This is a genomic window from Bacillus badius NBRC 15713 (assembly GCF_001591605.1).
In the GTDB taxonomy this organism is placed as follows: domain Bacteria; phylum Bacillota; class Bacilli; order Bacillales; family Domibacillaceae; genus Pseudobacillus; species Pseudobacillus badius.
This window is the reverse complement of the sequence record NZ_BCVF01000001.1, coordinates 63,279-87,725: the sequence shown is the minus strand read 5'-3', so window position 1 is coordinate 87,725 and position 24,447 is coordinate 63,279. Positions and strand designations below refer to the sequence as shown.

Annotated in this window: 28 protein-coding genes; 6 read left to right on the top strand and 22 right to left on the bottom strand. The window is 43.8% G+C overall.

Annotated elements, in window-relative coordinates; genetic code table 11:
- Nucleotides 1–2 precede the first annotated feature (2 nt).
- The gene (locus tag BBA02S_RS00465) at nt 3–1,703 is read left to right on the top strand and encodes a DEAD/DEAH box helicase (protein WP_041097206.1); all 1,701 of its coding nucleotides are present in this window, start codon (nt 3–5) and stop codon (nt 1,701–1,703) included.
- Nucleotides 1,675–2,448: a YqhG family protein gene (locus tag BBA02S_RS00460; RefSeq protein ID WP_041097208.1), complete on the top strand. Its 774-nt coding sequence runs from the start codon at nt 1,675–1,677 to the stop codon at nt 2,446–2,448. Before BBA02S_RS00465 ends, BBA02S_RS00460 begins: the two co-directional genes overlap by 29 nt.
- Before the next feature lie 59 nt (nt 2,449–2,507).
- Here the strand turns inward: BBA02S_RS00460 and BBA02S_RS20075 are convergent, their stop codons facing one another.
- Genes BBA02S_RS20075 through comGA form a run of 8 tightly spaced genes read right to left on the bottom strand, consistent with a single transcriptional unit; the run spans nt 2,508 to nt 6,695 of the window.
- Nucleotides 2,508–2,678, bottom strand: a complete 171-nt coding sequence (locus BBA02S_RS20075; protein ID WP_082028129.1) for a YqzE family protein — start codon at nt 2,676–2,678, stop codon at nt 2,508–2,510.
- Nucleotides 2,679–2,738: 60 nt separating this feature from the next.
- Nucleotides 2,739–3,119 (bottom strand): hypothetical protein, encoded by a 381-nt coding sequence (locus BBA02S_RS00455; RefSeq protein WP_041097210.1) that lies wholly within the window; start codon nt 3,117–3,119, stop codon nt 2,739–2,741.
- On the bottom strand, nt 3,116–3,520 hold the full coding sequence (gene comGF / locus BBA02S_RS00450) for a competence type IV pilus minor pilin ComGF (protein WP_041097212.1): 405 nt from the start codon (nt 3,518–3,520) through the stop codon (nt 3,116–3,118). Before comGF ends, BBA02S_RS00455 begins: the two co-directional genes overlap by 4 nt.
- 10 nt (nt 3,521–3,530) lie before the next feature.
- Entirely contained in the window at nt 3,531–3,839 is a 309-nt protein-coding gene (locus BBA02S_RS20920; protein WP_041097214.1) for a type II secretion system protein, read from the bottom strand.
- Nucleotides 3,823–4,272 carry a competence type IV pilus minor pilin ComGD gene (gene comGD / locus BBA02S_RS00440; protein WP_169799344.1) on the bottom strand — a complete coding sequence of 150 codons (450 nt, stop codon included), beginning with the start codon at nt 4,270–4,272 and terminating at the stop codon, nt 3,823–3,825. The genes BBA02S_RS20920 and comGD overlap by 17 nt, the downstream gene beginning before the upstream one ends.
- A gap of 1 nt (nt 4,273) precedes the next feature.
- A complete protein-coding gene (gene comGC, locus BBA02S_RS00435; RefSeq protein ID WP_041097219.1) occupies nt 4,274–4,597 on the bottom strand; it encodes a competence type IV pilus major pilin ComGC in 324 nt (107 codons plus the stop codon).
- Nucleotides 4,598–4,615: 18 nt separating this feature from the next.
- Nucleotides 4,616–5,659: a competence type IV pilus assembly protein ComGB gene (gene comGB / locus BBA02S_RS00430; protein ID WP_041113286.1), complete on the bottom strand. Its 1,044-nt coding sequence runs from the start codon at nt 5,657–5,659 to the stop codon at nt 4,616–4,618.
- Nucleotides 5,610–6,695 (bottom strand): competence type IV pilus ATPase ComGA, encoded by a 1,086-nt coding sequence (comGA, locus tag BBA02S_RS00425; protein ID WP_041113285.1) that lies wholly within the window; start codon nt 6,693–6,695, stop codon nt 5,610–5,612. Before comGA ends, comGB begins: the two co-directional genes overlap by 50 nt.
- Nucleotides 6,696–7,000: 305 nt before the next feature.
- Between comGA and BBA02S_RS00420 the strand changes: the two genes are divergently transcribed.
- Nucleotides 7,001–7,243, top strand: a complete 243-nt coding sequence (locus tag BBA02S_RS00420) for a DUF2626 domain-containing protein (protein ID WP_041097224.1) — start codon at nt 7,001–7,003, stop codon at nt 7,241–7,243.
- A gap of 128 nt (nt 7,244–7,371) precedes the next feature.
- Here the strand turns inward: BBA02S_RS00420 and BBA02S_RS00415 are convergent, their stop codons facing one another.
- Complete coding sequence (locus BBA02S_RS00415; RefSeq protein ID WP_041097226.1) at nt 7,372–8,004, bottom strand: MBL fold metallo-hydrolase; 633 nt, start codon at nt 8,002–8,004, stop codon at nt 7,372–7,374.
- A 189-nt stretch (nt 8,005–8,193) separates the two neighbouring features.
- Between BBA02S_RS00415 and BBA02S_RS20070 the strand changes: the two genes are divergently transcribed.
- The gene (locus BBA02S_RS20070) at nt 8,194–8,367 is read left to right on the top strand and encodes a DUF2759 domain-containing protein (protein ID WP_041097228.1); all 174 of its coding nucleotides are present in this window, start codon (nt 8,194–8,196) and stop codon (nt 8,365–8,367) included.
- A gap of 117 nt (nt 8,368–8,484) precedes the next feature.
- Here BBA02S_RS20070 and BBA02S_RS00410 read toward each other — a convergent pair whose 3' ends face one another.
- The 5 genes from BBA02S_RS00410 to rpmG all read right to left on the bottom strand — a co-directional run bounded on the left by BBA02S_RS00410 (nt 8,485) and on the right by rpmG (nt 13,047).
- Nucleotides 8,485–10,353, bottom strand: coding sequence for an LTA synthase family protein (locus tag BBA02S_RS00410; RefSeq protein ID WP_041097230.1), 1,869 nt, complete (start codon nt 10,351–10,353; stop codon nt 8,485–8,487).
- Nucleotides 10,354–10,677: 324 nt separating this feature from the next.
- The gene (locus BBA02S_RS00405; protein ID WP_041098199.1) at nt 10,678–10,884 is read right to left on the bottom strand and encodes a YqgQ family protein; all 207 of its coding nucleotides are present in this window, start codon (nt 10,882–10,884) and stop codon (nt 10,678–10,680) included.
- 71 nt (nt 10,885–10,955) lie between these two features.
- Nucleotides 10,956–12,128, bottom strand: coding sequence for a rhomboid family intramembrane serine protease (locus BBA02S_RS00400; RefSeq protein WP_041113284.1), 1,173 nt, complete (start codon nt 12,126–12,128; stop codon nt 10,956–10,958).
- A 73-nt stretch (nt 12,129–12,201) separates the two neighbouring features.
- Nucleotides 12,202–12,786: a 5-formyltetrahydrofolate cyclo-ligase gene (locus BBA02S_RS00395; protein ID WP_041113283.1), complete on the bottom strand. Its 585-nt coding sequence runs from the start codon at nt 12,784–12,786 to the stop codon at nt 12,202–12,204.
- 111 nt (nt 12,787–12,897) lie between these two features.
- Nucleotides 12,898–13,047, bottom strand: a complete 150-nt coding sequence (rpmG, locus tag BBA02S_RS20065; protein WP_077247170.1) for a 50S ribosomal protein L33 — start codon at nt 13,045–13,047, stop codon at nt 12,898–12,900.
- Nucleotides 13,048–13,260: 213 nt separating this feature from the next.
- On the opposite strand from rpmG, the gene BBA02S_RS00390 reads away from it, so the two are divergent.
- Both BBA02S_RS00390 and BBA02S_RS00385 read left to right on the top strand, forming a co-directional pair.
- Nucleotides 13,261–13,638: a hypothetical protein gene (locus tag BBA02S_RS00390; RefSeq protein ID WP_041113282.1), complete on the top strand. Its 378-nt coding sequence runs from the start codon at nt 13,261–13,263 to the stop codon at nt 13,636–13,638.
- Between the two features lie 4 nt (nt 13,639–13,642).
- Complete coding sequence (locus tag BBA02S_RS00385) at nt 13,643–14,125, top strand: endolytic transglycosylase MltG (protein ID WP_052475126.1); 483 nt, start codon at nt 13,643–13,645, stop codon at nt 14,123–14,125.
- Between the two features lie 306 nt (nt 14,126–14,431).
- On the opposite strand, the gene pstB is transcribed toward BBA02S_RS00385, so the two are convergent.
- From pstB to BBA02S_RS00345, 8 genes are all read right to left on the bottom strand, one after another.
- Nucleotides 14,432–15,247, bottom strand: coding sequence for a phosphate ABC transporter ATP-binding protein PstB (gene pstB / locus BBA02S_RS00380; RefSeq protein ID WP_041097238.1), 816 nt, complete (start codon nt 15,245–15,247; stop codon nt 14,432–14,434).
- A 34-nt stretch (nt 15,248–15,281) separates the two neighbouring features.
- Nucleotides 15,282–16,172: a phosphate ABC transporter permease PstA gene (gene pstA / locus BBA02S_RS00375; RefSeq protein WP_082028132.1), complete on the bottom strand. Its 891-nt coding sequence runs from the start codon at nt 16,170–16,172 to the stop codon at nt 15,282–15,284.
- Entirely contained in the window at nt 16,172–17,116 is a 945-nt protein-coding gene (pstC, locus tag BBA02S_RS00370) for a phosphate ABC transporter permease subunit PstC (protein WP_041097240.1), read from the bottom strand. The genes pstA and pstC overlap by 1 nt, the downstream gene beginning before the upstream one ends.
- A 77-nt stretch (nt 17,117–17,193) precedes the next feature.
- The gene (locus tag BBA02S_RS00365; protein WP_041097242.1) at nt 17,194–18,156 is read right to left on the bottom strand and encodes a PstS family phosphate ABC transporter substrate-binding protein; all 963 of its coding nucleotides are present in this window, start codon (nt 18,154–18,156) and stop codon (nt 17,194–17,196) included.
- Between the two features lie 174 nt (nt 18,157–18,330).
- Complete coding sequence (locus BBA02S_RS00360) at nt 18,331–20,469, bottom strand: peptidoglycan D,D-transpeptidase FtsI family protein (protein ID WP_459559602.1); 2,139 nt, start codon at nt 20,467–20,469, stop codon at nt 18,331–18,333.
- 145 nt (nt 20,470–20,614) lie between these two features.
- The gene (locus tag BBA02S_RS00355; protein ID WP_041113281.1) at nt 20,615–21,847 is read right to left on the bottom strand and encodes an MFS transporter; all 1,233 of its coding nucleotides are present in this window, start codon (nt 21,845–21,847) and stop codon (nt 20,615–20,617) included.
- Between the two features lie 94 nt (nt 21,848–21,941).
- Nucleotides 21,942–22,550, bottom strand: coding sequence for a superoxide dismutase SodA (sodA, locus tag BBA02S_RS00350; protein WP_041097249.1), 609 nt, complete (start codon nt 22,548–22,550; stop codon nt 21,942–21,944).
- 252 nt (nt 22,551–22,802) lie between these two features.
- On the bottom strand, nt 22,803–24,437 hold the full coding sequence (locus tag BBA02S_RS00345) for a Na/Pi cotransporter family protein (protein WP_041113280.1): 1,635 nt from the start codon (nt 24,435–24,437) through the stop codon (nt 22,803–22,805).
- Nucleotides 24,438–24,447: the final 10 nt, after the last annotated feature.

Here is a 24,447-nt window from a genome sequence, read left to right as displayed (position 1 = left end):
ACATGAATGTAGATATTTATTTTGATCACGCCTGGGAAGAAGAATTAGAGAAAAGAATTGAACAGGACGGACCTTGGGGAAATTGGCCGCTTTTTCAATCGACTGTAAATATGGAAACACGAATGATGGTGCCGAATTTCGAAGGATTGTTAGCTCCTGGCTTTTTGCCGGAGCTTAATCCTCTGCCGCATCAGCTTGAGGCAGCCAAGAGAGTCGTAGAAGAAATGAATGGAAAAGCAATTTTGGCCGACGAGGTTGGTCTTGGAAAAACAATTGAAGCCGGACTGGTATTAAAAGAATACTTGATCCGGGGCCTTGTCAAAAAAGTTTTAATCTTAACCCCTGCTTCTCTCGTTTCTCAATGGGCGAGCGAACTGGCTACCAAGTTTTATATTCCCGCTGTCGCCCAGAAAAAGTTTTATGCTTGGGATCAGCACGACATTGTGATTTCTTCGATCGATACAGCAAAACGCAGCCCGCATAAAGAAAAAATTTACGAACAAGAATATGATTTAGTCATCATCGATGAAGCTCATAAATTAAAAAATCATAAAACTAAAAACTATCAGTTCGTTCGCCATTTAAAAAAGAAATTCTGCCTGCTTTTAACCGCGACTCCGATTCAGAATCGCTTGGATGAAATGTTTCATCTTGTTTCATTGCTAAAACCCGGCCACCTCGGAAACGAAGGACAGTTCACGGAGCGCTTCAAAAAAGGGGACCGCCAAGTGCAAAACCACCATCATTTAATCAAGCTGATGAATAAAGTCATGATTCGCAATCGCCGCCAGGATACCGGAGTGAAGTGGACAGAAAGAAAAGTAGAGTCAGTAAAAGTAGCGTTCACTGAGGAAGAGCGCTCGCTCTATCAGGCTCTCGAATCCTTTGTTCGCAGCCAGCCCGACGAGGTGCGTTCTTCTTTCTCCTTGCTCACGCTGCAGCGGGAAGCGTGCAGCAGCAAAGAAGCTGTTTTTTTCACACTGAAAAACATGGCCCAAAAACTATATGGCAGCCAGTTGGAGTTTCCTCAGAGCTTTCAAGACGTTTTAACGCATATACAAGCGATCTCGCGCAATTCAAAAGCAGAGAAGGCGCTGGAACTTATTCAAACGATTAACGATAAAGTGATTATCTTCACTGAATACCGGGCTACACAGCTTTATCTGCAATGGTTTCTTAAACAAAACGGCATCTCTTCCGTTCCGTTTCGCGGCGGATTTAAGCGCGGGAAAAAAGATTGGATGAAACAGCTTTTTGAAAAGCATGCCCAAGTTTTAATTGCCACGGAAGCGGGCGGTGAAGGACTCAACTTGCAATTTTGCCATCACGTCATTAACTTTGATCTTCCATGGAACCCTATGCGCCTTGAGCAGCGAATCGGCCGTGTTCACCGATTTGGACAAACAAAAGACGTGCGAATTTATAATTTCAGCATTGCAGACACGATTGAAGATCGGATTTTACAGCTTCTTTATGAAAAAATCCATTTATTTGAACAGGCTGTCGGCCAGCTGGATGCCATTTTAGAGAGAATGGATATTCCAAACATGCAAGAACACCTTACAGATATTTTCCAGCATTCAAGAACCGAAGGCGAGCTTCGAGTAAAAATGAAGAACCTTGAAGCAGTCATGGAACTAGCAAATGAATGGCAAGAAGAGGAGGATACATCGCATGAAAAACGAAATTCATCTATTTCTTGAAAATTATTTCAAAGCGGCAGAATGCACCTTTTTAGAATCTACAGAAGGCTCTCTTAGCGTTAAGCTGACACCCGAAATTGATAAAGAGCTGATGAACAGGCCCTTTTACTGGCATTATGCAGAAAAAACCGGCATGAAAGGCGAGCCGCTTTCCTTAACACTTATAACAGATCCGATCAAAGCTCCTGGAGAGATTGAAGGAGAAAGCATTCATTTCGGCACTCCCCGGCTGCATCAAATCTTTCAATCGGCCAAAGGGCATACGGGATTTATCCGGCTTTACGAACAAAGGAAATCAGGCAGCCGCCAGCCGCTTCATCCTTGGCTGCTCGTCAACATAAAGGTGTCTTATGAAGCGAACCATAAAAAAGATATCTTCTATTCACTGGGCCTCAGCTTAATTCACGGAGCGATTCAGGAAGAATTTATGAATGTGCTCAACCGGAAGCTGCTCGTATCAAAAATCCCTGATTTTTCGTTTACGATCACCCCTTTAATTAAGCCTAAAAGCGGTGTGAAACGGCTTCAGCGTTTTTTAATATCCCGGCTCGAACAAGAAAACCATGACTGGGCGGTAAGAGCTCGAAAAGAATGGGAAGAGGATCTTTTGCTGCTTGATTATTTTTATGAAGAAGAGGAAAAACCAGAAGCTTATTTTATTGAAAAAGCGGCCTTAGAGAAACAGTATGCCCCCAAGATTCATGTCAGTATTATCAATGGAGGCATTGTTTATCTGCATTCTTGAATAAACGATAGGGAAAAAAGATGATTCACTCACAAAGCAAACAAAAAAGGCGCCAGCCCTCATCTTTTATGAAAGAGCTGGCGCAGCGCCCAAGGAAGCAGCCCGAACCACCGGAAAGAAAAGCCAGGGCGCTCCGCCTGTCTTTGGCGGCGTTTTTCTTTCCTTATCTGCTTCGGTTCATCGAAATAACCAAGAAATGCCTCCATAAAATATTTGATATACTCGCTCATGCCCACCGCCTCCTGCAGTCGGTGTCATTTTCTCCAACTTTCTTTCACTTTAAACGCATCTTATTCGATCCACTTAATAATTTGGCGTTCCGTCAAATGGTACACCACTTTCGTTGTGAAGAAAGTTTCCGGCTTATTGGTCTTTAAATGAATCACAACCGCTTCTTCCCCCTCATTCGGGGCAGCCGCATAAATAACCTCTCCCCGATCTGTCCGATAACTGCCCGAGACAGCCTCTCCACCTTCTAAAAGAGGAAGAATTTCTTGCAGAGCCATTAACTCGATCACTTTCGTTTCATAATAATCTGTTAACAGCAAAGCGGTTTGCTGCTTGCTCACAAAAATGCCGGTCCCAAATAAGGCTGCTGTGCACACGACCATAAAAAGCAGAAGCGTAAAGGGCAGCACTGCCCCATCTTCATTTGAAGCGAAGCCTTTCATATAGCCTCTCCCCGGTATAAATGCAGCTGCGCCTCTTCCTTTTCGCCGTTTTCAAAAGCCGCTTCTGCACATAATAACGAACCGCATGAATAAAAACGGATAGATACCACTTCCTGTAAAATAATTTCATGTCCCCTTCCCCCTACTCTTCTCCTCACTCCTTCTTGATATTTTTCAATGGAAACGAGGTCAGCCCCTTGGACAAAGGTAATCCTTTCTTCTGTTATTTGCAGAGAGTGCGACAGGTGCATTTCTTTCCTGAGCTGTAAAATAAATAATTCCCACTCTGCTCTTCTTTCCGGATCAAGTTGTTCTTCTGTCCGATAAAGCGCTCCATACACCAGCGGAAAAAGCGCGGCAATGCTGATGAAGATCATGAGGACAAGCAACGATTCCACCATCGTGAATCCTTTATTGTTTGCGGATGCATGTCGCCCGCCCTGACACTTCAAAGCAGGCGGAGCCGCTGATTGTTTCCCAGGAAATTTCATAGCTTTGTCTCTCTCCTTCGTAAGCAACATAAAAATCTGCTCTTTCCTGCAGCCGCTTTCCGCTTTCTTCATATAAAAGCCTCATTCCTTTTTCGCGCTCCCACAGCGTTTTGGACTGGCCGGTCATTTGGACCATCAGCGGCAAGATAAAAGCAGCTATCATTGCCATAATCATTAAAGACAGCAGACTCTCTGCCAGAGTAAAACCTTTTTCATTGTTCTTTAACATAAAATCTCCCCTTACCAATTTGAAAAACCAGGAACAGGTACCGATCTCCATATTTAAAGTAGACAGTGCCGAAACTATTCGTATTGCCATTGGGCAAAAAAGACAGCTTCGCCAGTGAACCATCCATATATTGAATCGCATCGGGTATATTCCGCTGGACAAGAAAGGAAGAAGACGAAGCAAGTGTGCGGACCGTATAACGGTTCCCCCCGTAAGCAAACCTTACTTCGACGGTTTCCTGTTTGGCTATGGCGTGAGACTGGGCGAGAAAAAGATCTGCCCGCAGCTGGTTCAAGAATTGCCGTTTTTCAAACTCAGCTGCTCCCCTTGAAAATGAAAGTACAGTGATCGAAAGCACAACGAGCACAACCGCAAGAACAACCATTGTTTCAATCATTGTAAAGCCCTGTTCTTCCTTGATAGCTTTTTTCATTTTATTGAACAACCGACACTTCCCCATCTTCGCCAATTTTTAACTGTTCTCCGTTCGGACAAGCGGTTTCATCGTTTCTTAAATAGCCATCCTGTACCATTTCAGCAATTGAGGCCGGATATTTCTTTAAATCAATCCGGTAAGCCTGGACTTGTCCCTGCACCATATGTTTAAACGCCGTGCAGCCTTTATTGTTAATGTTCTTGCTCTGTTTAGCTACATTTGGAATAGCAATGAATAACAAGACGGAAATAACAAGCAGCACGATCATCATTTCAATCAACGTAAAGCCTGATTCATTTTGTCGTACAAGCTTTCTTTTCACAAACTCACTCCTCCTTTTTTAAACGGAACCGATCATTTGAAACATCGGCAGCATAACCGACAAATAGATAGCGATGACTACAAGGCCGACAAACAAGAAAATAGCCGGCTGCAAAATAGCCAGTCCTTTCTTGATTTTCTTCTCGAGAAGCGTCTCACAAAATTGGCTAAATAACAGCAGTTCCTGTGCAAGCCGGCTGTTTGCCTCGCCATGCCGCATAATGCGCGGCAGTTGGGGGACAAAGCATGAAACCTGTTCGGCAGCTTCAGCCAAAGAATGCCCGGTTACTAAATAGCCATTTATCCCCGCCGCCACATGCTTCATCATCGGGTGCACGGTCTGTTCTTGCAAAATCAGCAATACTTCATTGACAGCAAAACCGCTTTCCAATAAATAAGACACTTCTTTAGCGAATAATCGGGGAAAAAACAAAGCAAAGAAAGTAGAGAGGACTGGAATTTTCATTAGCCGATTGATTTTTATTTGAGGAGTTTGCCGTTGGTAGTTGAAGAAATACGAAAGAGAAGCTGCTGCGCAGCCAGCAGCAGCTAGAAGAATCAGAGAGGGCCCTTTCTGCAGAAAAGCCATGAAAAGAAGCGTACTGCCCTCGGGAGAAAAATTGAGGGCCGCATAGAGGTCTTCCAGCCGGGGCATTAAAAAGTGCTTTAGCAAAAACAACAGCAAAAATAAAAGAAAAAGCAAAAAAAGCGGGTATTGAAGCAGCTTAGTTAACTTTTCCTTCGCCTGCTCTGTTTTCTTCCAGTGCTCCCCAGCTTGTATGAGCGTTTCCGGCAGGCGGCCATGCTTTTCAGCAAAATACACTTGAAGGCAAATCATCGATGGGAAATCAAGCAAATGAAGAATCTCGTGCAGAGGTGTACCGGCGTTCAATTCAGCGCGAAGGGAGTGAATAGATTCACGATGATTGCGGTCAAAGTTGATTAACAAGAATTCAAGAGCCGCACTCATCGGGAACCCCTGCTTCAGCATCTCTCCCAGCCTTAAAATAAACTCACCTTGATATTTTCCTGCTCTTCTCTTCTTCAAATACCCAGCGATCATATTCGTTTTGAGAGAGATACCCAAGGGCAATCCCCTTTCCTAATAAATGTTTTAACAGCGGATAGCGATAGAAGCTCTTTTCTCCTTTTGCTTCATTTAATACCGCCTTTAAATTAGACCCGCTTAAGATTTCATAAATAGTCGCCTGTTTGCGCTGCTTCTCTGACAGGCAGCGGGAAGAACAAGCTGTCCCGCACGCCGGACATAACAGATTGACAAGACGCTGGGCCGTTACGGCGATTAAGGTTTGCTCAATCTCATGCCACTTTAAGCCGAATTCCAGCAGGCGAATGACGGCTCCTTTGGCGTCACGCGTATGCAATGTCGTTAAAACCAGATGCCCTGTTAAGGCGGCTCGAATGGCTATCCTTGCCGTTTCTTCATCGCGGATTTCCCCGACCATAATCACATCGGGATCATGCCTTAAAATGGCTTTTAGCCCAGCTGAATAAGTGACACCCGCTTTTTCATTCACCTGCACTTGCAGCCATTGGTCATTTTGCTTTTCTACAGGGTCTTCAAGTGTAATCACATTGCGGCCGTGCTGGCTGGCGGTATGCTGGATTAAGGAGTAAAGCGTGGTCGTTTTGCCGCTGCCCGTAGGACCGGTAAAAACAATTAATCCATGCGAATGCGACAGGAGGGCAAGCAGTTTTCTTGCCGAATGAGGAAACAAAGAAAGCTGAAGCAAATCCGGAACTCCTTGCTGCGGAAGAAGCCGGATGACAAGGCTTTCTTTTGAGAGGGCGGTAGGCAAAGTGGAAATGCGCAAAGAAATCAAACAACCTAAAATCTGAAGTTGAAACGAACCGCTTTGGGGCTTTCTCTTCTCCCCGATATCCATAGAAGCCATAAACTTAAAATGAGAGATGAGTCTCTCTCCTTCACGAACTGAAAATTGACTGTGGGGAATTAATTGGCTGTGGGAGCGAATGTGGACAGCGTAGCTATGCTTGCGGGGGATGAAGTGGATATCTGTCGAATCGAGGGAAATAGCTTCTTGCAAAAGTTGTTCCACCGTTTCTTCAATTGCCATTGTTGTTGCTTTCACCACCTTTCTTTCCGGTTCACTTAGTTTTTATTCGACAACATAGAAGAAATTCCTTTTTCTTTTTTAACTTTTTTTGCTTCCTCCTGCTTATTAACCTCAGAAAAGACAAATGCTGCAGCCGCATAGCCAAATAACGGCCTTTTTCTTGAATATGCATAAAGAGGAGCGGCATGATATGATAGAGATATCACTTAATCGTCACAAAGTGTATGAAAGTTATATTTACAATACTAGCGCCATTCCATTATAATAAGATACTGATGGAGTGACGAATAAAGGAGGGATACATAATGGATCGCATGTTCCGCGTATTAGCATTCTGGACTGGAATCTTTGCTGTCATGTTCTATCTTGGCGACATGAATAAAACAGCGCTGCTATTCCTCGGCCAGACAGGTTTCTTCTTAATTGTAGGCTTTTTAAACTTAACTGAACGTATGTACGTGTATCTTTTCGCAGCATACTTAACTGTATTCTTCTGTGGATACAGCTACTGGACTACCTTTATGGTAACTCCTGGAGCAGGCCATTAATCAATGGCACTGCCAGCCGGCCGCTATGGCCGGCTTTTTCATTGGGATGCCTTTCTTTTATTTAAGAATATGCCAAAAAAGCTGTCTCTTCAGGTCTTCAGCCTATGCGAGAGACAGCTTTTATATTTTTAGAAGCCGTTTAAAAATGGATTGCGCTCCATTTCGTCACCAATCATAGTGGCCGGACCATGGCCAGGCAGGACAATCGCTTCCTCCGGCAATGTCAACAAATGATTGTGAATGCTCTGAAGCAGCTGTTCGTGATTGCCTCCCGGTAAATCCGTCCGTCCGATACTTCCCATAAACAGCGTGTCGCCGGCAAATACCGCATTCCCCTCCTCAAAAAAATAAGAAATACTGCCGGGAGAATGTCCAGGTGTATGGAACAGCCGGAAAGAAAATCTTCCGATTGTCAACGATTCTTCCTCATCTAAGAGATGATCGGCTGGCTGGCTGCTGATTTCTCCAAACTGAAAACGGGCAGAGCCATTCAATGAGGGATCTGTCAGCCATTCTGCTTCTTCTTTATGCAAGTAAACAGGAACGTTAAATGCCTGCCTTACCTGCTCGACTGCGCCAATATGATCAAAATGCGCATGCGTCAGCAAAACAGCCAGCGGCTGTAAGCGATTTTCGTTTAACCATTGAACCAGCTTCTCTCCTTCTGCTCCGGGATCAAATACGATGCATTCTCCGTCTTCGCCGGACAATATGTAGCAATTCGTTTGCAGCGGGCCTAACGGCAATTGCGTCCAATTCATTATTCCTTCTCCTGCCTTTCATTGTGACTATCATTATCGTACCAGCCAATCGTGTCTTTTTAAAGAACAATGATTTTTCAACTCGACAAACAATCAAAAAAACTATAGAATAGTGATGAATATGTACTGATTTTACATAATGATCTCTAAAGGATGATTATCGAGTGATCTAAGAAAGGAGTTTAGTTTATGAACGGCTTAGTAATTATCTTTGCCCTAGTAGCTCTTCTTGCCCTATTCAGCACAGTAAGCGCTTTGAAAAACAAAAATCTTTTGGGCATTATTTTCGGACTTGGCACGTTGGGAGTATTCGGATGGTTTACAGTTATGACTGTGATCCACCAAGGATACCCTGCCGGATAATTGACTTTCTTAACGGAATCCTCTGCTGCTTTTTGCAGCAGAGGATTTTTTCTTTTACGCCGAATTCAACAGTAAGCAATAAAAAAACATCCCTGCCGCTTAACGGCAGGGATGTTTTTATTGCTTTTTGGCAGAGTCCGGATCATAGAAGCGAAGCAAATCGCCATAAATAATTCGGTCTGAGTAATCAAGCTCTGTTGCCGCCTTTTCAATGTAAGGCGTGCAATAATTCTTTTCTGTCGGCTGTTCGGTCGCTTTGCTCCAACATTTGTTGTCAGCATAGACATAATCTTTCGTTACGAACCGGCCATCGCGGAATACAGTAAAGTCTTCATGATCTTCAGACAACAAATCTTGTCCGAATTGCAAATCATCTTTTGTATTGATTCCGAGCAAGTGAAGAAGCGTTGGACGAACATCAATTTGTCCGCCTACCTTGTCGATCACTCTGCCTTTCACGCCAGGAACATGGATCATAAATGGCACCTTTTGCAGCTGAGTGGAAACGAACGGCGTAACTTCCTTGCCTAAATATTGGCTCATTGCTTCATTATGATTTTCTGAAATCCCATAATGGTCTCCGTAAAGAACGATGACGGAGTTTTCATAAAGTCCGGAAGCTTTCAAGTCCTCCACGAACTTCTTTAACGCCTCATCTGTATAGCGCACGGTAACGAAATAACGGTTCAGCGTGCCGCTGTTGGAAGTAAATTCATCAATGAACTTGTCTTCCTCATCATAATAAAACGGATGATGGTTCGTTAAAGTAATCATTTTTGAATAAAACGGCTTCGGCATCTCTTTCATATGCTGGACAGATTGCTGGAAAAACGGAACATCTTTCATTCCCCAGTTGACACTGTTATCTTCATTGATATCATAATCCCCGGCTTCATAAAAGCGCTCATAGCCTAAAGATTTATACATAATGTCCCGATTCCAGAAGCTCTTGTTGTTTGCATGCATAGAGTTGGAGAAATAGCCGTTTTCACTTAATTTTTCGGCCATAGAATTAAATTCATTGCCTGAATGAGTAAAGAAAACAGCTCCACGGCTAAGCGGGTAAAGCGAGTTTTCAGTCAGGAATTCCGCATCAGATGTTTTCCCTTGGCCCGTTTGGTGGTAAAAGTTGTTAAAGTACAAGCTTTCCTTAGCAAACTGGTTCATAAACGGCGTAATTTCCTGGCCGTTCACTTTATTATTCATCACGAATTCCTGAGTAGACTCCACAGAAACCATAATCAAATTCTTGCCTTTCGCCACGCCGAACAAATCATCATTTGGCGTCGCATAATTGGCGTCTGAATAGTTTTCAATATCCGCCAGTTCGCTGCCATCGGCAAGCGCACGCTGTGCAGACGACTTCGATTGCAAAATCACGTCATAAATATGATAGTTAAATGTTCCAATGTTCTTCACAAGCATCTCGCGGTCAAATGTTCTCGTTAAAAGCTGCGGGCGTTCAATTTCAGAAAGACCCAAATTTAAAAAGAACATCGCAGCAGCAGCCAAAAAGTAAGCGCGACGATTCATTTTAGTCATGGAACCGAAGTTTACGAGCTTTGGCTTCACCTTTAAGATCACCACGAGCACAATCAAGTCGATAAAATAGAAAATGTCATACCATTTAAATTCTTCCGTGACACTATTGCCCAGATCCGCAAAGTTGCTTGTCTGAAATAAAAGCGGCATCGTAATAAAGTCATTGAAAAAACGGTAGAACACTACGTTTGCATAAAGCAGGAAAGTAAGCAAGAAACTTGCAATAATTAAATAACGGTTTCTAGCTTTTTCACTCTTAAAGAACATACTAATCCCCATAATGAGCATAATAAAGCTCAATGGGTTGATAAAGAGTATAAATGCCTGCAATGTATTTTCGATTTCCATTTTAAAGCTCGTTTGATAGATAATATACGTTTTCATCCATAAGAACAAAACGACAACAGCGATTAAAGATACATTGTTGCGTAAGGTTCCTTTCATTCAATAACCTCCTTAATACACACCGTACCGATCACTCTGTATAAAAAACCGTTCACTGTAAAAACATCATAGCTAATCTTAATACTTTTTTTACAAAAAAGCAAACGAGAGAAAACAGAGATTTTGTAGAATAATAGTTTAGACTCCCCCTTTTCTTCCTCTTTATCATACGATTCACAAAAGAAAAAAGTTCCATTTTTTTAGGTTTTGGACAATAAAAAAGGAACCGGCTTTAAACGGCTCCTGAACGCAGGGGAAAGCCCTGCTTTTTTATTGAATCAGCGGTTCCAGCATGGAAGCTGCTGATTTCCCCCATCGTCGCTGTTAGCAGCCTCTCTTTTCCCTTTCCAGCCTGTGCTCCTGCCGGACAATGAGCAGCGCCTGCTGAAAATCCTTTATATCAAGCAGCTTCGAATCATATAGATCTTTCAATTCCGCTTCCATCAGCTCTAAATCGGCCAGACGGTCGCCGACATATACAAAAATACCATACCGCTTTAAAAGCTGCTGTACATCCCACATCGTCTTCAACTTGTTCAACAGCTCCTTTGTTATTTTTTGTCGAATTATCTGTTGTTTTTTTTGCTGCCGGGCATGGCTCGCTATACGGAAAATCCGATATAAAGACCGCCCATCGTTAATAAAAGCGCCGCTGCAAGAAAGGCGAGCTGCATCAAAGGTTTTGTCTTAGCGGGAACATGAACAGCGCCTGCGGCTAAAAATCCGCCGATCAAACCGCCAATGTGCCCGGCATTATCAATTCCCGGCATGGAAAAACCAAATACCAGGTTTATCACGATCAACACAATGATATTCATGCCCATGGTCCGGAAAAACAAACGCGGATAAATCACCCCAAAGTAAAGCAAGGCGCCAAAACAGCCAAAGATTGCTCCGCTTGCTCCAGCTGACAGGCTAGGGCTTATAACGAAGCTGGCTAATGTTCCCGCGAACCCGGCAAATAAATAAATGAACAAAAACCGAAAGCGGCCATATATTTTTTCTACGGCTGTTCCAAGAAAGTATAAAGCAAAAGTATTCATGAGCAAATGCAAAAAACCGATATGCAAAAAAACTGGTGTAATAAAGCGCCACCATTCTCCTTCAAGAATAAGCGGATTATATTTTGCTCCAAAATAGATAAGCGTTGCTGAGTTTGTGCTGCCGCCGCTCAATTCCAGCAGAAAAAATACAATGATTTGAACAGCAATAAATAAGTAGGAAAAGAACGGAGCCGAAGCATGAAACACCTTCTTTTCTTCTTCGCTCTTTTTGACTGAATGAACGAGAGCAGCTCTTCGGTAAGCAGCGGTCTCTTCCTCAGACCCAGGTTCAAAAAAAGCCGCCTCCAAATCCCCTGGAAATAAGCCGCTCAATGATTTTGCCGCTTCATGCTTATGTCCCTCGGAAAACAAGATAGAGATCACTTTCGTCCGTCCTCCCTTAGGGAAGTAGGCCGGCTCTTTTAAATAAGTTTCATATTCATCAACTGGCGGATAGGGGGACAAGCATAAGTTGACGACCGTTAATTCCCGCTTGCCCAACTGTTTGCGAATGCTTTCTCCGACAGTGAGCACTCTTTCGATATCCCGGCGCATTTTGCTGCTCCAGTCCAATTCGCTGTATGCCATTCGAATGATCTGCGCCGGCTTATTAGATAAGTTTTCAAACAAAATCTCCTGATAATTCTCTTCCATCCGGACAATTCGATAATCCTGCTCCACGATCAGAAAATACGCCAGCTTCCAAAACAAGTTGTTTTCATAAGAACCCATTTCACCACTGCCTTTATTCGTTTTCTTATTACAGTAACTATAACGAATAGAAAAAGTGAATGCAAAGCGCAGACTACGACTGTGTACTTGCCGAATCGCAAACAATTACTTCTTGTTCTGTGATAATCCGCTGAACAGGCAGGTCATGAGGCTCTGTAGGCAATTCAGCGATCAGCTGCTCTGAGAAGGCAAGCGCAGCTGTTCTTCCGCTATAGCCCGTTAAAAAACGGTCATAATAGCCGCCTCCGAAGCCGAGCCGGCCGCCTGAACGGCTGAAAGCCAGGCCCGGAACAAGAATCAAATCCATCTGCGAGCGGTCCACCGGGGGTGTACTCTCGATCCGAGGCTCGTACAAGCCGAAATAGACCTTCTCTAATTCGGCAAACGAGGACAGCAGCTGGAAGGTTAGTTTCTTTTCAGCCGGCAGGCATTTTGGCACCGCCATCTCTTTCCCCTCAAGCCAGCCTTGGCGGATAATCTGCCATGTGTCCACTTCCGGAACATTGGATACAGTCACCGCGACTGTCCTTGCTTCTTTCCATTCTTTCAAAGAAAACAGCTGGCGGGCAATTTGAAAAGAGTGCTGCTCATAGGACAGCTTATTTAGCATGGACAGCTTTTCTTTTATTTGCCGCCTGACAATTTGTTTATTTACCAAGAGACAGCCTCCTTCTTTTGCTTGTTTATGTATCGTGTCTATCCTGCTGGGGGCGGCTTTCTGGGCGTCATTATACGCACAAAAAAACAGCAGGAAATAAATCCCCGCTGCTTACTTTGTTTCACGGTGTGCAGTAACACGTTTTTCTCTAGAGCAATATTTTTTCAGTTCAAGACGATCTGGATTGTTACGCTTGTTTTTAGTAGAGATATAATTACGATCACCGCACTCAGTGCATGCTAAAGTGATATTTACGCGCATCTTTTTTTCCCTCCAAACTTTTCAATACATTTGTATCTTCTTTACGACTTTTCTATAATAGCACTTTTCTTGTACAAATGCTAGTCCGACTTTGCTATTCGGCAGTTGAATCAAAAATTCTTTTTTAACAGCTGAAAAGATAGCCAACACCGCAAAGAACTAGTTTGAATGCCCCCTCAATCACGTTATAATAAACAATGAGGTGAATAAGAAATGAATGGACTAATCATTGGGCTGGCTGCGGCAGGCATTGTTTTCTTACTGCTGTCCTTCTTCGTTAAAGATCGCTCCCGCCTGCTGGAAAAAGAAGTAGAAGACTTGTCCTTGCAGTTTTTGCAAGAGACTTATCAGTTAAAGAAAAAAATTAAAGTTCTGGAAGAAGAGTTGTTAATCGGGCCTCCCGTCACCTCTTTGCAGAAAACAGCCGCCGCTGACGAAACGGCAGCCGTTGTCAACGAAATACTGAAGAATCAGGTAATCTCCCTTTATTATCAAGGAGTGAAACTTGAAGATATCGCCAGACAATCGTCTCTTTCTCTTTCACAGGTCCGGCAAATTTTAACTCCCTATCTAAATGAAGGAAAAGGATGATAGCATGAATCAGCAAACAATGAGAGCCTTTGCGTTTGGTCTTCTGGCCGCTGCACTTGCCCTCTTTATTTACACCCAAGCGACCGGCTTTTCCTCGTTGTCTGAAACGGCGATGATTAAACAGCTGGAAAAAGAACAGTATGTGGTGCTGACGTCTGCACAAGCGGCAAAACAAAAGCAAGAAAATGAAAAGCTGCAGCAGAAACTCAGCCAATTAACTGCCGAGAACGGCAAGCAAGCGCCGCAACGAACGAAAGAAAAAACAAGCGCAAAGAAGAAAAAATCGTATACTTTGCATATCAAATCAGGCATGTCTTCCTCTGAGGCCGGACAGCTCCTTGAAAAAGCAGGAATCATCGAAGACAGCCAAGCATTTAATGATTACTTAACAGAAAACGGCTATGCGGAAAAGCTCCAATTGGGCGAGCATACCGTTCACCAGTCGATGTCTATGAAGGAAATCGCTATCGTTCTAACAACGAAGTAAAGAGGCCGCCCTTTAAAGGGCAGCCTCTTTTGTTTTGCTTGTGGGGGAGAATGGTTGATTGCCATTTCAGAGGCTTCGCTTTCCGCAGACAAACATCAGGTCTTGTTCCTTTACATGACTAATGATGAAGAAGGCAGCATTACATAATAGAGAGAAAGCAACCAGCAGAGCATTCCGAGGAAGGAAGAGGCTCTCGGACAATCATTCTATTCAGCGAGGTTTCCCATTCTCTCTAAGTTCTTGACAACCATTAAAAAGCAGAAAAGGTTCGGAAAGAGCTCTTTCCGAACCTTTTTGATGGCCGATTTAGCCAAATCGGCCTGTAATGTAATCTTCCGTGCGATGATCTTTGGGATGATTAAAGATAGTATACGTATCATCGTACTCCACCACTTCTCCATTAAGGAAGAAAGCTGTTTTATCGGAGATTCGCGAAGCCTGCTGCATGTTATGCGTCACAATAATGATGGAGTATTTTTCTTTCAGCTCTTGAATCAGCTCTTCTACTTTTAACGTTGATACAGGGTCCAAGGCCGAAGTCGGCTCATCCATTAACAGCACATCCGGCTCCAGCGCGAGGCTGCGGGCAATGCAAAGACGCTGCTGCTGTCCGCCGGACAATCCATAAGCTGATTCGTGAAGTCTGTCTTTTACTTCATCCCAGATCGCTGCCTGGCGCAAGCTCTTCTCCACCGTTTCATGAATGAGTTGTTTATTTTTGATGCCATGAATTCTTAAACCAAAAGCAATGTTCTCAAAAATTGATTTTGGAAAAGGATTTGGCTTCTGAAATACCATACCCACTCTCGTGCGCAGTTCTTCTACATGAAAGTCCTTGCTGAAAATATTTCTTCCCCGGTATTCAATCACTCCAGCTGTTTTTACATTTGGAACAAGATCGACCATGCGGTTTAGCGTCTTGATATAAGTAGATTTCCCGCAGCCTGAAGGACCGATGATAGCCGTTACTTCCCTTTCTTTCATATCCAGATTAATATTCTTCAAAGCATGGTGGTTCCCATACCAAAGATTACAGTTCTTTGTGCTGTACACGGTTTGGCGTTCAACAAGCGGCTGTTCATTTATTTTTTTCGTTTTTGTTTTTAAGGCGACTATTCCCATTTTATTTCCTCCTCGTTTGCTTTCAGTTGTCCACTCAGTACTTATTCTCGTAACGGTTGCGAATCCATACAGCCACCGAATTCATTAAAATTAATATGATAAGCAAGACGATAATTCCGGCGGCAGCAAGAAAGTGAAACTCCTCCTGCGGTCTGCTCGTCCAGTTGTAAATTTGCATCGGCAAGGCCGTAAATTGATCAAACACACTTTTAGGCAAAAAAGCGACGAATGCCGGGATGCCGATGACCACTAGCGGAGCTGTCTCCCCGATAGCACGGGAGAAAGCGAGAATGCTTCCCGTTAATATGCCGGCTAAAGCAGAAGGCAGCACAACACGCAAAATCGTTTGCCACTTTGTAGCTCCGAGCCCATAGGACGCTTCCCGCAACTCTTTCGGAACCGCCCGAATGGCTTCTTGAGAAGCAACGATAATAACAGGAAGAATCAGCAGGCTCATCGTTAGTCCTGCGGCGAGGACACTATTGCCGAGAAAAAGGACGCGAACGAAAAGAGTTAACCCCAACAAACCGAAAACTACTGACGGAACACCAGCCAGATTGGAAATATTCATTTGGATAAAGCGGGTCATTCGATTTTTCCCCGCGTATTCTTCCAGATAAATAGCCGTTCCTACCCCTAATAGCAACGAAACAGGGACAACGACCGACATCATCCACAGCGTACCGATCATGGCTGCTTTAATTCCCGCCTGCTCCGGGCGTCTTGACGCAAAATTTTGCAGGAAATCCAGCGATAGATGCGAAGCACCCTGCGAGAAAATTCTGGCAAGCAGCACGACTAAAAGAATAAAAGTGAAAAAAGAAGCGAGGAAAAAGAGTCCTTTATATAGTTTATTTTTTAACAAACGGCCGGGAATTTTACCGATCATCTCGTCTGTATGAATTTTTTTGTGAACGTTCTCCATTAATACTCCTCCCTGAACCTTCTGGAGATTTTCTGTGCCAATATGTTCATAGCAAGTGTGAACAAGAACAGTGTAAAACCGACGGCATAAATGCTGTAGTAAATCGTTGTGCCGAAGCCCACATCGCCCGTGCTCACTTGAACAATGTAAGAAGTCATGGTCTGCAGAGAAGTGGTTAAATCCAACGAAGCAGACGGTGTCGATCCGCCGGCAATGGAAACAATCATTGTCTCACCAATTGCGCGGGAGAGTGCGAGCACAATAGAAGCAATGATCCCAGACAAGGCCGCTGGAAAGGCAACCCGCCAGGTCATTTCCCATTTAGTCGCTCCTAGCGCTAGCGCACCTTGGCGCACCGAGTCAGGCACAGAAGACAGAGCATCCTCTGAAAGCGATACGATCATCGGAATGATCATCATTCCAACAACGACTCCCGGGCTGATGGCGTTGAACATTTCCAATGAAGGAAACACTGCCCGAAGTATGGGAGTAACAAACGTTAAAGCAAAGAATCCGTAAACGATCGTTGGCACCCCTGCTAACACTTCCAATATCGGCTTCATGACTTTCCGCACCTTCTCGGAAGCATATTCACTCAAATAGATAGCTACGGCCAAGCCGATCGGAACAGCTGTTAAAGCCGCAATTAAAGTAATTTTTAATGTACCGATGAATAAAGGCAAAATCCCATATGAAGCATCTGTTTTTGAAAATGGATACCAAACTTTGGCCGTTAAAAACTCTGCTAACGGCACTTGTTTAAAGAAGGTAAATGTCTCAACAATTAAAGTAAGTACAATTCCGATCGTTGTAACAACGGAGACAGCCGCCATTAGAAAAAGGATCACCGGGATGGCTTTTTCTCCCTTTCCTAAAAAACCGTTCTTATTTTTTTTGTCAAGCAGGCGTTGGACCGGGCTCTTTTGCTCCTCGTTCGCTTTCAAAACGAAAACTCCTTTCAACCTTGGACAAGCGGGTAGATCGTCTCTATCCCGCTTGCGCCTGTAGATCTATTCTCAAATTATTTTTTTAAACCCTCGAGCGTTTTCAATGCTTTTTCATATTCTTCTTCTGGAAGTTTCACATAACCGACTTCTTCGGATAACGTGCCGGCATTCTCAAGCGTAAATTTCAGGTAATCATAAACTGCTTCATCTTCTGCCACAGCTTTGTTGGCTGCATAAGTGAATAATGGTCTTGATAATGGCGCATACTCGCCGCTTTTAATTGTTTCATTTGTCGGCTCAACGGCACCTTTTCCACCGTCAATTGGCACAACTTTTAGCTTGTCTTTGTTTTCAAGATAATAAGCATAGCCGAAATAACCGATTCCGTTCTTCTCTCCTGTTACGCCTTGTACGAGGACGTTGTCATCTTCAGAAAGAACAGCGGCTTTGTCGATTTGCGCACCGTCAAGAATCACTTCATCAAAGTAATCATAGGTGCCTGAATCTGTTCCTGGAGAATACAGCTTAATTTCTTTATCAGGCCAGCCTTTGCGAATATCAGACCATTTCTTTGCTTTGCCGTTATCTACCCAAATCTTTTTCAATTCGTCAACAGTCAGGCTGTCGACCCAATCATTATCTTTATTAACAACGACGGACAGACCGTCATAAGCTAATTTGAATTCAGTAAAATCTATTCCTTTCTCTTCCAAAGATGCTTTCTCTTCATCTTTAATCGGGCGGGACGCGTTGCTCATTTGTGTTTCACCAGCAATGAACTTTTCGAATCCGCCGCCTGTTCCAGAGTAGCCGACTGTTACTTTAACGTCAGGCTTTTCCATCATGTATTCTTCAGAAACAGCTTCCATAATCGGAAAAACAGTAGAGGAGCCGTCGATTTGAATGTTTCCTTGCATTTGTTTATTTTCTTCTGCTGATTGTTCAGCCTTTCCTTCACCGTTCGTGCTGCCGCATGCACCCAGCACTAATGCGGTGCTCATCATTGCTAAACCAGTCAACACTTTTATCTTTTTCATTCTGTTCTCCCCCTGCTAACTTGTCAGATTTTATTGTTCTTTACAATAAACAGATTAACGGAGAACTATTAAACAGGTTTTAATAGAATGTTAACGTTTTGTAAATCTCACTTTCCACAAGGCTTGCAAAAAAACAGCCGTCTATGAGCCGGCTGTTTTTCCTTCATCCTCATTTTATTGATTGTCTGTATCCTCTTTATTGTCAGCTTCATCTTTTGCTCGGATATCTTTTTCAATGACAACATCTGACTTTTCTTCCTGCGCTCTTTCAGCTTTCAGCTCAAAATATTTGTCGAGGGCTTTCCGGCCGACAATATTATTGATAGATGCTGAGTTGGCACCGCGCTGATAAGCCCATGGCACGACAACGGAAAAAGCCACTTCCGGATTATCGTGAGGAGCATAACCAACAAGGGTAACGTTCCAAGTCATCGGCACCTCTTGGCCTCTTTCGATGTATTTCTCACGCTGCGGACCGTCATATAATCCTTCTGCTGTTCCGGTTTTACCCGCGGGATTATAAGGTGCACCTCTGAAATACTTTTGAGCGGTTCCTTGAGAGCTCTGCATTACCATGCGGAAGCCCTGCTGCACACGTTTAACCTGTGCTGGTGTCGCATCAATGCGGTTTAATACTTCCGGCTTAATTTCTTCCACTACCGGTCCCAGCTTTCCATTTTCGGCGATCGGCTGGCGAATTTCTTTCACAATATGCGGTTCCATCCGATAGCCGCCATTGGCAATCGTGGATACATACTGTGCAAGCTGAAGCGGCGTGTATGTGTCAAACTGTCCGATGGAAAAGTCGAGGGCGAGACCCGGCTGTGTCAATTCTCCTTGGAAGCCGATTTGCTCGTTCGGCAAGTCAATTCCAGTACGGACACCGAGACCAAATTGGCCAAAGTAGCGCCGCATCGTCGGCAGCGTGTCCGGAGAAATCTTCAAAGGGCCATTCGGACGATATTTGGCACCACCGATTCTCATTGCTGTCTTCATCATATATACGTTAGAGGAACGCATTAAAGCATATGTATCGCTAATGCTCATGGCTCCTCCTCGGTTAAACCAGGAGCTTTTTGATTTTCCGCCTGATCCGGCAAACTTTAACGGCTGGTCAACAAGGCTTTCTCCTGGATGAATCGCTCCAGTCATATAGCCGGTTAACACTGTTGCTCCTTTGACAACAGAGCCCATCGTATAAGAAGTCGTCAAATTTCCAAGCGCAAAATCATTCATTTCCGCTTTGCCGTTTTTCACTTCATATTGCTTTCCGGCAAGCGCTAATATTTCGCCTGTATTTGGGTCCATCATCGTCACAAAGATCCTGTCAAGCAGCGGATGGCCGCCTCGGCTCTTTGCTTTTCCGAGTTCCTCTTCAATAATTTTTTCAACTGCCAGCTGCAAGTCCATATCAATCGTTAAAACTAAATCATTTCCACGCTGACCTTCCCGTACGACTTGGGAATCAAGAACATTTCCGGACTTGTCAGTCAAATTTTTCACCTTTGTCTTCTGACCGCGCAGCACTTCCTCATATTGATATTCAATGTAGCTTTTGCCGACACGGTCATTGCGGCTGTAATCCCTAGAAAGGTAAAAGTCTACCATCTCTTTCGGCAGGCCTTCACGGGAGGAAGAAATATTGCCGAGCACGGTTTTCAGTGTATTGTCATAAGCATATGAACGATCCCAGTCCGTTGTTGTGTTTACCCCTGGCAGCGATGCCAAGTTTTCACTAACTATAGCATATTCCTCTTCCGTTACATTTTTGTTTTTCACCACTTGTGGAGTCATAGCGTAACCGGACGTAAATTCACGGTAAATCGCCAGCACTTCCAAGTCTTCCTCTGTCAGTGTTTTTAAATCTTTCTCCGTAATCCGATCAATCTGCATCTGATAAAGCTCTTTCGAAGAAATTTCATTCTCCTGAGCCTTTTGCCATTCTTTATCGGTAATTTTTTCTTTAGCTTTTTCTTCATTTTTTAAGATCCAGAAATCTTTTTTATCCCGTTCAGTCACTTGATCCGTTTCTTTATCAATCAGCTTCGCAAGCTTTTCCGCTGTTTTCAGCATCTCCTCTTGTGAAGCTCCTTTTTTCCGTGTATACGTGATCGCATTTTGCGGAACATTGTCTACTACAACTTGGACATTGCGATCAAAGATTTTCCCGCGCGGCACACTTGCATTTACTGTTACGTCTTCTGTTCGCTCAATTTTCCGCTGATAATCTTCCCCCTGGACAATTTGCACAATCCCCAGTCTGAAAATTAAGATCGAAAAAAGCAAAAAGACAACAAAAAACATCATGTTCATCCGAAAAGGAACATGTGTCTTCTTCTTTCTCTTTGTTTTTTTCACCGTTCACTATCCTCTCTATTAAAAATCTATTATTCTTCACTCCTCATTTTAAACAACTTCCTCCTTTTTTTCTACATCCAAGCCTAAAAAGAGACTTGGATTAGTTCACCAAGTCTCTAACAGGCTGTGTATTCACCTTTCTAATACATAAATAAATGAGACTATGGCCGGCGCCGAGAATCAGGAGCAGCACCGGAATGCTTACTTTTTCGTCAAAGAGGGTGATCGCGGCAATAAAGGATAGGATCGACACTGTCCGGCCGGCGTTAATAAAGATTTCTCTGAGAACGATGTATTCCACTCTTCTCTCCGCTGCTTCCCTGCTTCGCCCGATGACATCGTATGTCATGGACACGTAAGGCACATGCAAGAACGGATAAGCTACCGCAATGATGGCCGCATAGATCAGCAGCTTTGTGAATGTCAAATTCACAATGATTAAAAACAGCGACAGAAAAAGAGCGACGCCGCCGGCAAAGATCACTTTCTTGCGGTGTTCTTTCTTTACGAGCTTGACCGCGAGCGAGTAACTAAAAAATGAAACACCCGAATACACCAATCCATACGTTCCTAACGCAAGCTCACTTCCAGTGGTCACAAAAACAAAGACAGAAATGACGAACACAAATACGCCCTCTCTCAACCCTTGAAAAAAATGAGCATTCAGCACCCGCCGCCAATCGGGATGACGGTCTCGTTCCTTCCATACTTCCAACAATTGAAATCGGCCGCGTGAAGGGCGGCGCTTTAACAGCAGGCTTAATAAAACAGCAGCCACAAAGCAGCCAAGAGAGATGCCGAAAATGATAAAATACCCCGTATTCGAAGTAAAACGGCTAATGATAAAGCCAGCGGCGATCGGCCCAATCATTCCCCCCATAGAAAGCAGCGAGCCGAAAAATCCATTAAAAAAATCTCTTGTCTCCGGTTCTGTAATCTCAAAAGTCAGCACATTGTAAGCAAGCCAATAAAAACCGTAGCCGACACCAAGCAGTGCACCAAGCAGCACAATCCATTCCGAAGCTTGGCCGCCGATTAACAAGACCGCTATATAGAAAAAGCCGAGAAATAACACGCCCATTCTCAATACAACGATACGATCGACCTTTTTGGCGCATTGACCAGCAGCAATGTATGCCAGCAGCTCAAAGATAACCGCCGTCAGATTATAGATAGCTAAATCAATAAATCGACCCGACTGTTTCCAAAGAAAAATATTTACAAACGTGTTAGACAACGCCACGCTCAGGGAGTACAAGCCACCAATAAGCAGCAGCAGCCCAAGATCTTTCGACAGCGCTAAGTGGCGGAACCTCTCTCGAATGATCGACAAGATGCATCCCCCTTTCTCCATTATAGCGTTTGGAGAAAAGGGCAAAGTTATTCAAAAAAAGCGAGCCGGTTCTCCGGCTCGCTTTTTGCATTGATTATTTTGCTGCTTGATAACGCTTAGCTGCTTCATCCCAGTTAACAACATTCCAGAAAGCATTGATGTAATCAGGACGACGGTTTTGGTAATTTAAGTAGTACGCATGCTCCCAAACGTCCAAGCCAAGGATCGGTGTTTTGCCTTCCATGATTGGAGAATCTTGGTTTGGTGTGCTTGTTACTTCTAATTCACCGTTGTTTACAGCAAGCCAAGCCCAGCCAGAACCGAAACGGCCTGCAGCCGCAGCAGCGAATTCTTCTTTAAACTTGTCGAAGCTGCCGAATTTGCTGCTGATGGCATCAGCTAATTCGCCAGATGGCGCCCCGCCGCCGTTTGGAGAAAGGATTTGCCAGAATAGAGAGTGGTTCGCATGTCCGCCGCCGTTGTTGCGTACAGCTGTGCGTACGTTTTCTGGAACAGCATCCAGGTTGGCAATTACTTCTTCAACTGACTTGCTTGCCAATTCCTCCTGGCCCTCAAGTGCTTTGTTTAAGTTTGTTACATATGTGTTGTGATGTTTCGTATGGTGGATATTCATTGTTTCCTTGTCGATATGAGGCTCCAGTGCATCATATGCATAAGGTAATTCAGGTAATTGAAATGCCATAATAAATTCCTCCCTATGTAATATTTGTTTCTCTACTTTCAATAATAAGAGTAACAAAACTGAAAGCGCTAATCAATAATAAAGCTTACAGCCCCGCAGAAAACTCTTTTCCCCTGCCGGATGCATTTGCAAAACATACGATCTTTAAAGGCTGGAACAGAAGCGGCCATAATGTTTGCCGATAAGTAAAAAAGCAGCCTTCTCCTGTTCAAGGAAAAGACTGCTCCTGCTTCCTTTCAGATGGTCGCTGCTCTACAGATCTCTCACTCCGAGAATTGCCTCTGCAATATTCACAGCGTGGTCACCCATCCGTTCAAGGTTACTGATAATATCAACAAACACGATGCCTGCTTGTCCTGTACAAAGCCCTTCATTCATGCGCAGAATATGCTGTTTGCGCAGCTTTCTCTCCATCTTATCAATTAGATCTTCTTTTTGTGCTACTTCTTTAGCCAAGTTTAAGTCGTTCTCATCTAACGCTTTCACCGATTTATTCACAGCGGAAATCGTTAAAGCAAACATTTCCTCTAAATCCGCCATTGCTTGATCGGTGATTTTCACTTTATTCGCCTGCTGATAGTCGATCAGCTCAACAATGTTTTCACAATGATCGCCGATGCGCTCAATATCCCGGACCGCATCGATTAACATATTGTGCTTTTCTAATTCCGCTTCTGAAAGCGAGGTGCCTGATAAATGAACTAAATAATCAGTAATTTTTTTATCTAAATTATTCAAAGCCTCTTCTACTTGAGTAGCCGTATCAGCATGCTTTTGATTTTTTGTTTTTAAGTATAACTGGACTTCCTCCATCCCTTTCACGGCGAATTGTCCCATGCGGATCACTTCCTCTTTCGCCTGTCCAAGGGCAATGGAAGGAGATTGTTCGATAAAGATTGGGTCAAGATGCTTTGCTTTATACTCAATCACAGTATCTTCCCCTGGGATCAGCTTCGTTACAATCATAGCAAGAACTCCCACGAACGGAAGCTGAATTAATGTGTTCGTCACATTAAACGTACCGTGCGCAAAGGCGATGACCATTTTGGGTTCTAGATCCAGCATACCGGTTAGGTAATGGATAAATTGTGTAAACAACGGCAGGATGATTAAAAAGATAACCGTTCCAATCACGTTAAATAATACGTGAGTGGCCGCTGCCCGTCTTGCCGCTACTGAAGCCCCAATCGATGCTAGGATAGCTGTAATGGTCGTTCCGATATTATCGCCGAACAGAACCGGCAAAGCTGCATTTAAATCAAGCAAATTCTCTGAAAATAAGCCTTGAAGGATTCCAATCGTCGCACTGGAACTTTGAACGATCACAGTGAAGATCGTTCCGACTACGACACCTAAGATAGGGCTGGAACTCATATTAACTGTTAAATCATGGAACTTTTCTAGTGAACGCAGCGGCTTCATGCCGTCGCTCATTAACTCTAAACCGAAGAATAAAGAACCAAAACCGAAAAGAATCATTCCCATATTATGCATCTTCTTGCTCTTAAAGAAGAAGATAAATACGGCGCCAAGCGCTAGAATAGGCAAAGCATAAGCTCCCACATCGATCCCAATAATAAAGGCCGTAACTGTTGTACCTATATTAGCCCCCATAATAACGCCGATTGCCTGCCTTAGAGTCATAAACCCGGCACTGACCAATCCAACGGTAATAACCGTAGTGGCGGAACTGCTTTGAATTAAGACAGTAACAAGAATCCCCGCTAAAACTCCCATCAAAGGGTTAGTCGTAAAGCGGTCGAGAATGTCACGCAAACGATCCCCAGCAGATTGCTGCAGTCCATCCCCCATGAGCTTTATCCCATACAGAAATATACCAAGTCCTCCTAGAAACTGGAACAGCATTTCTTGGACGTTAATCCCCATCTTTTCAACT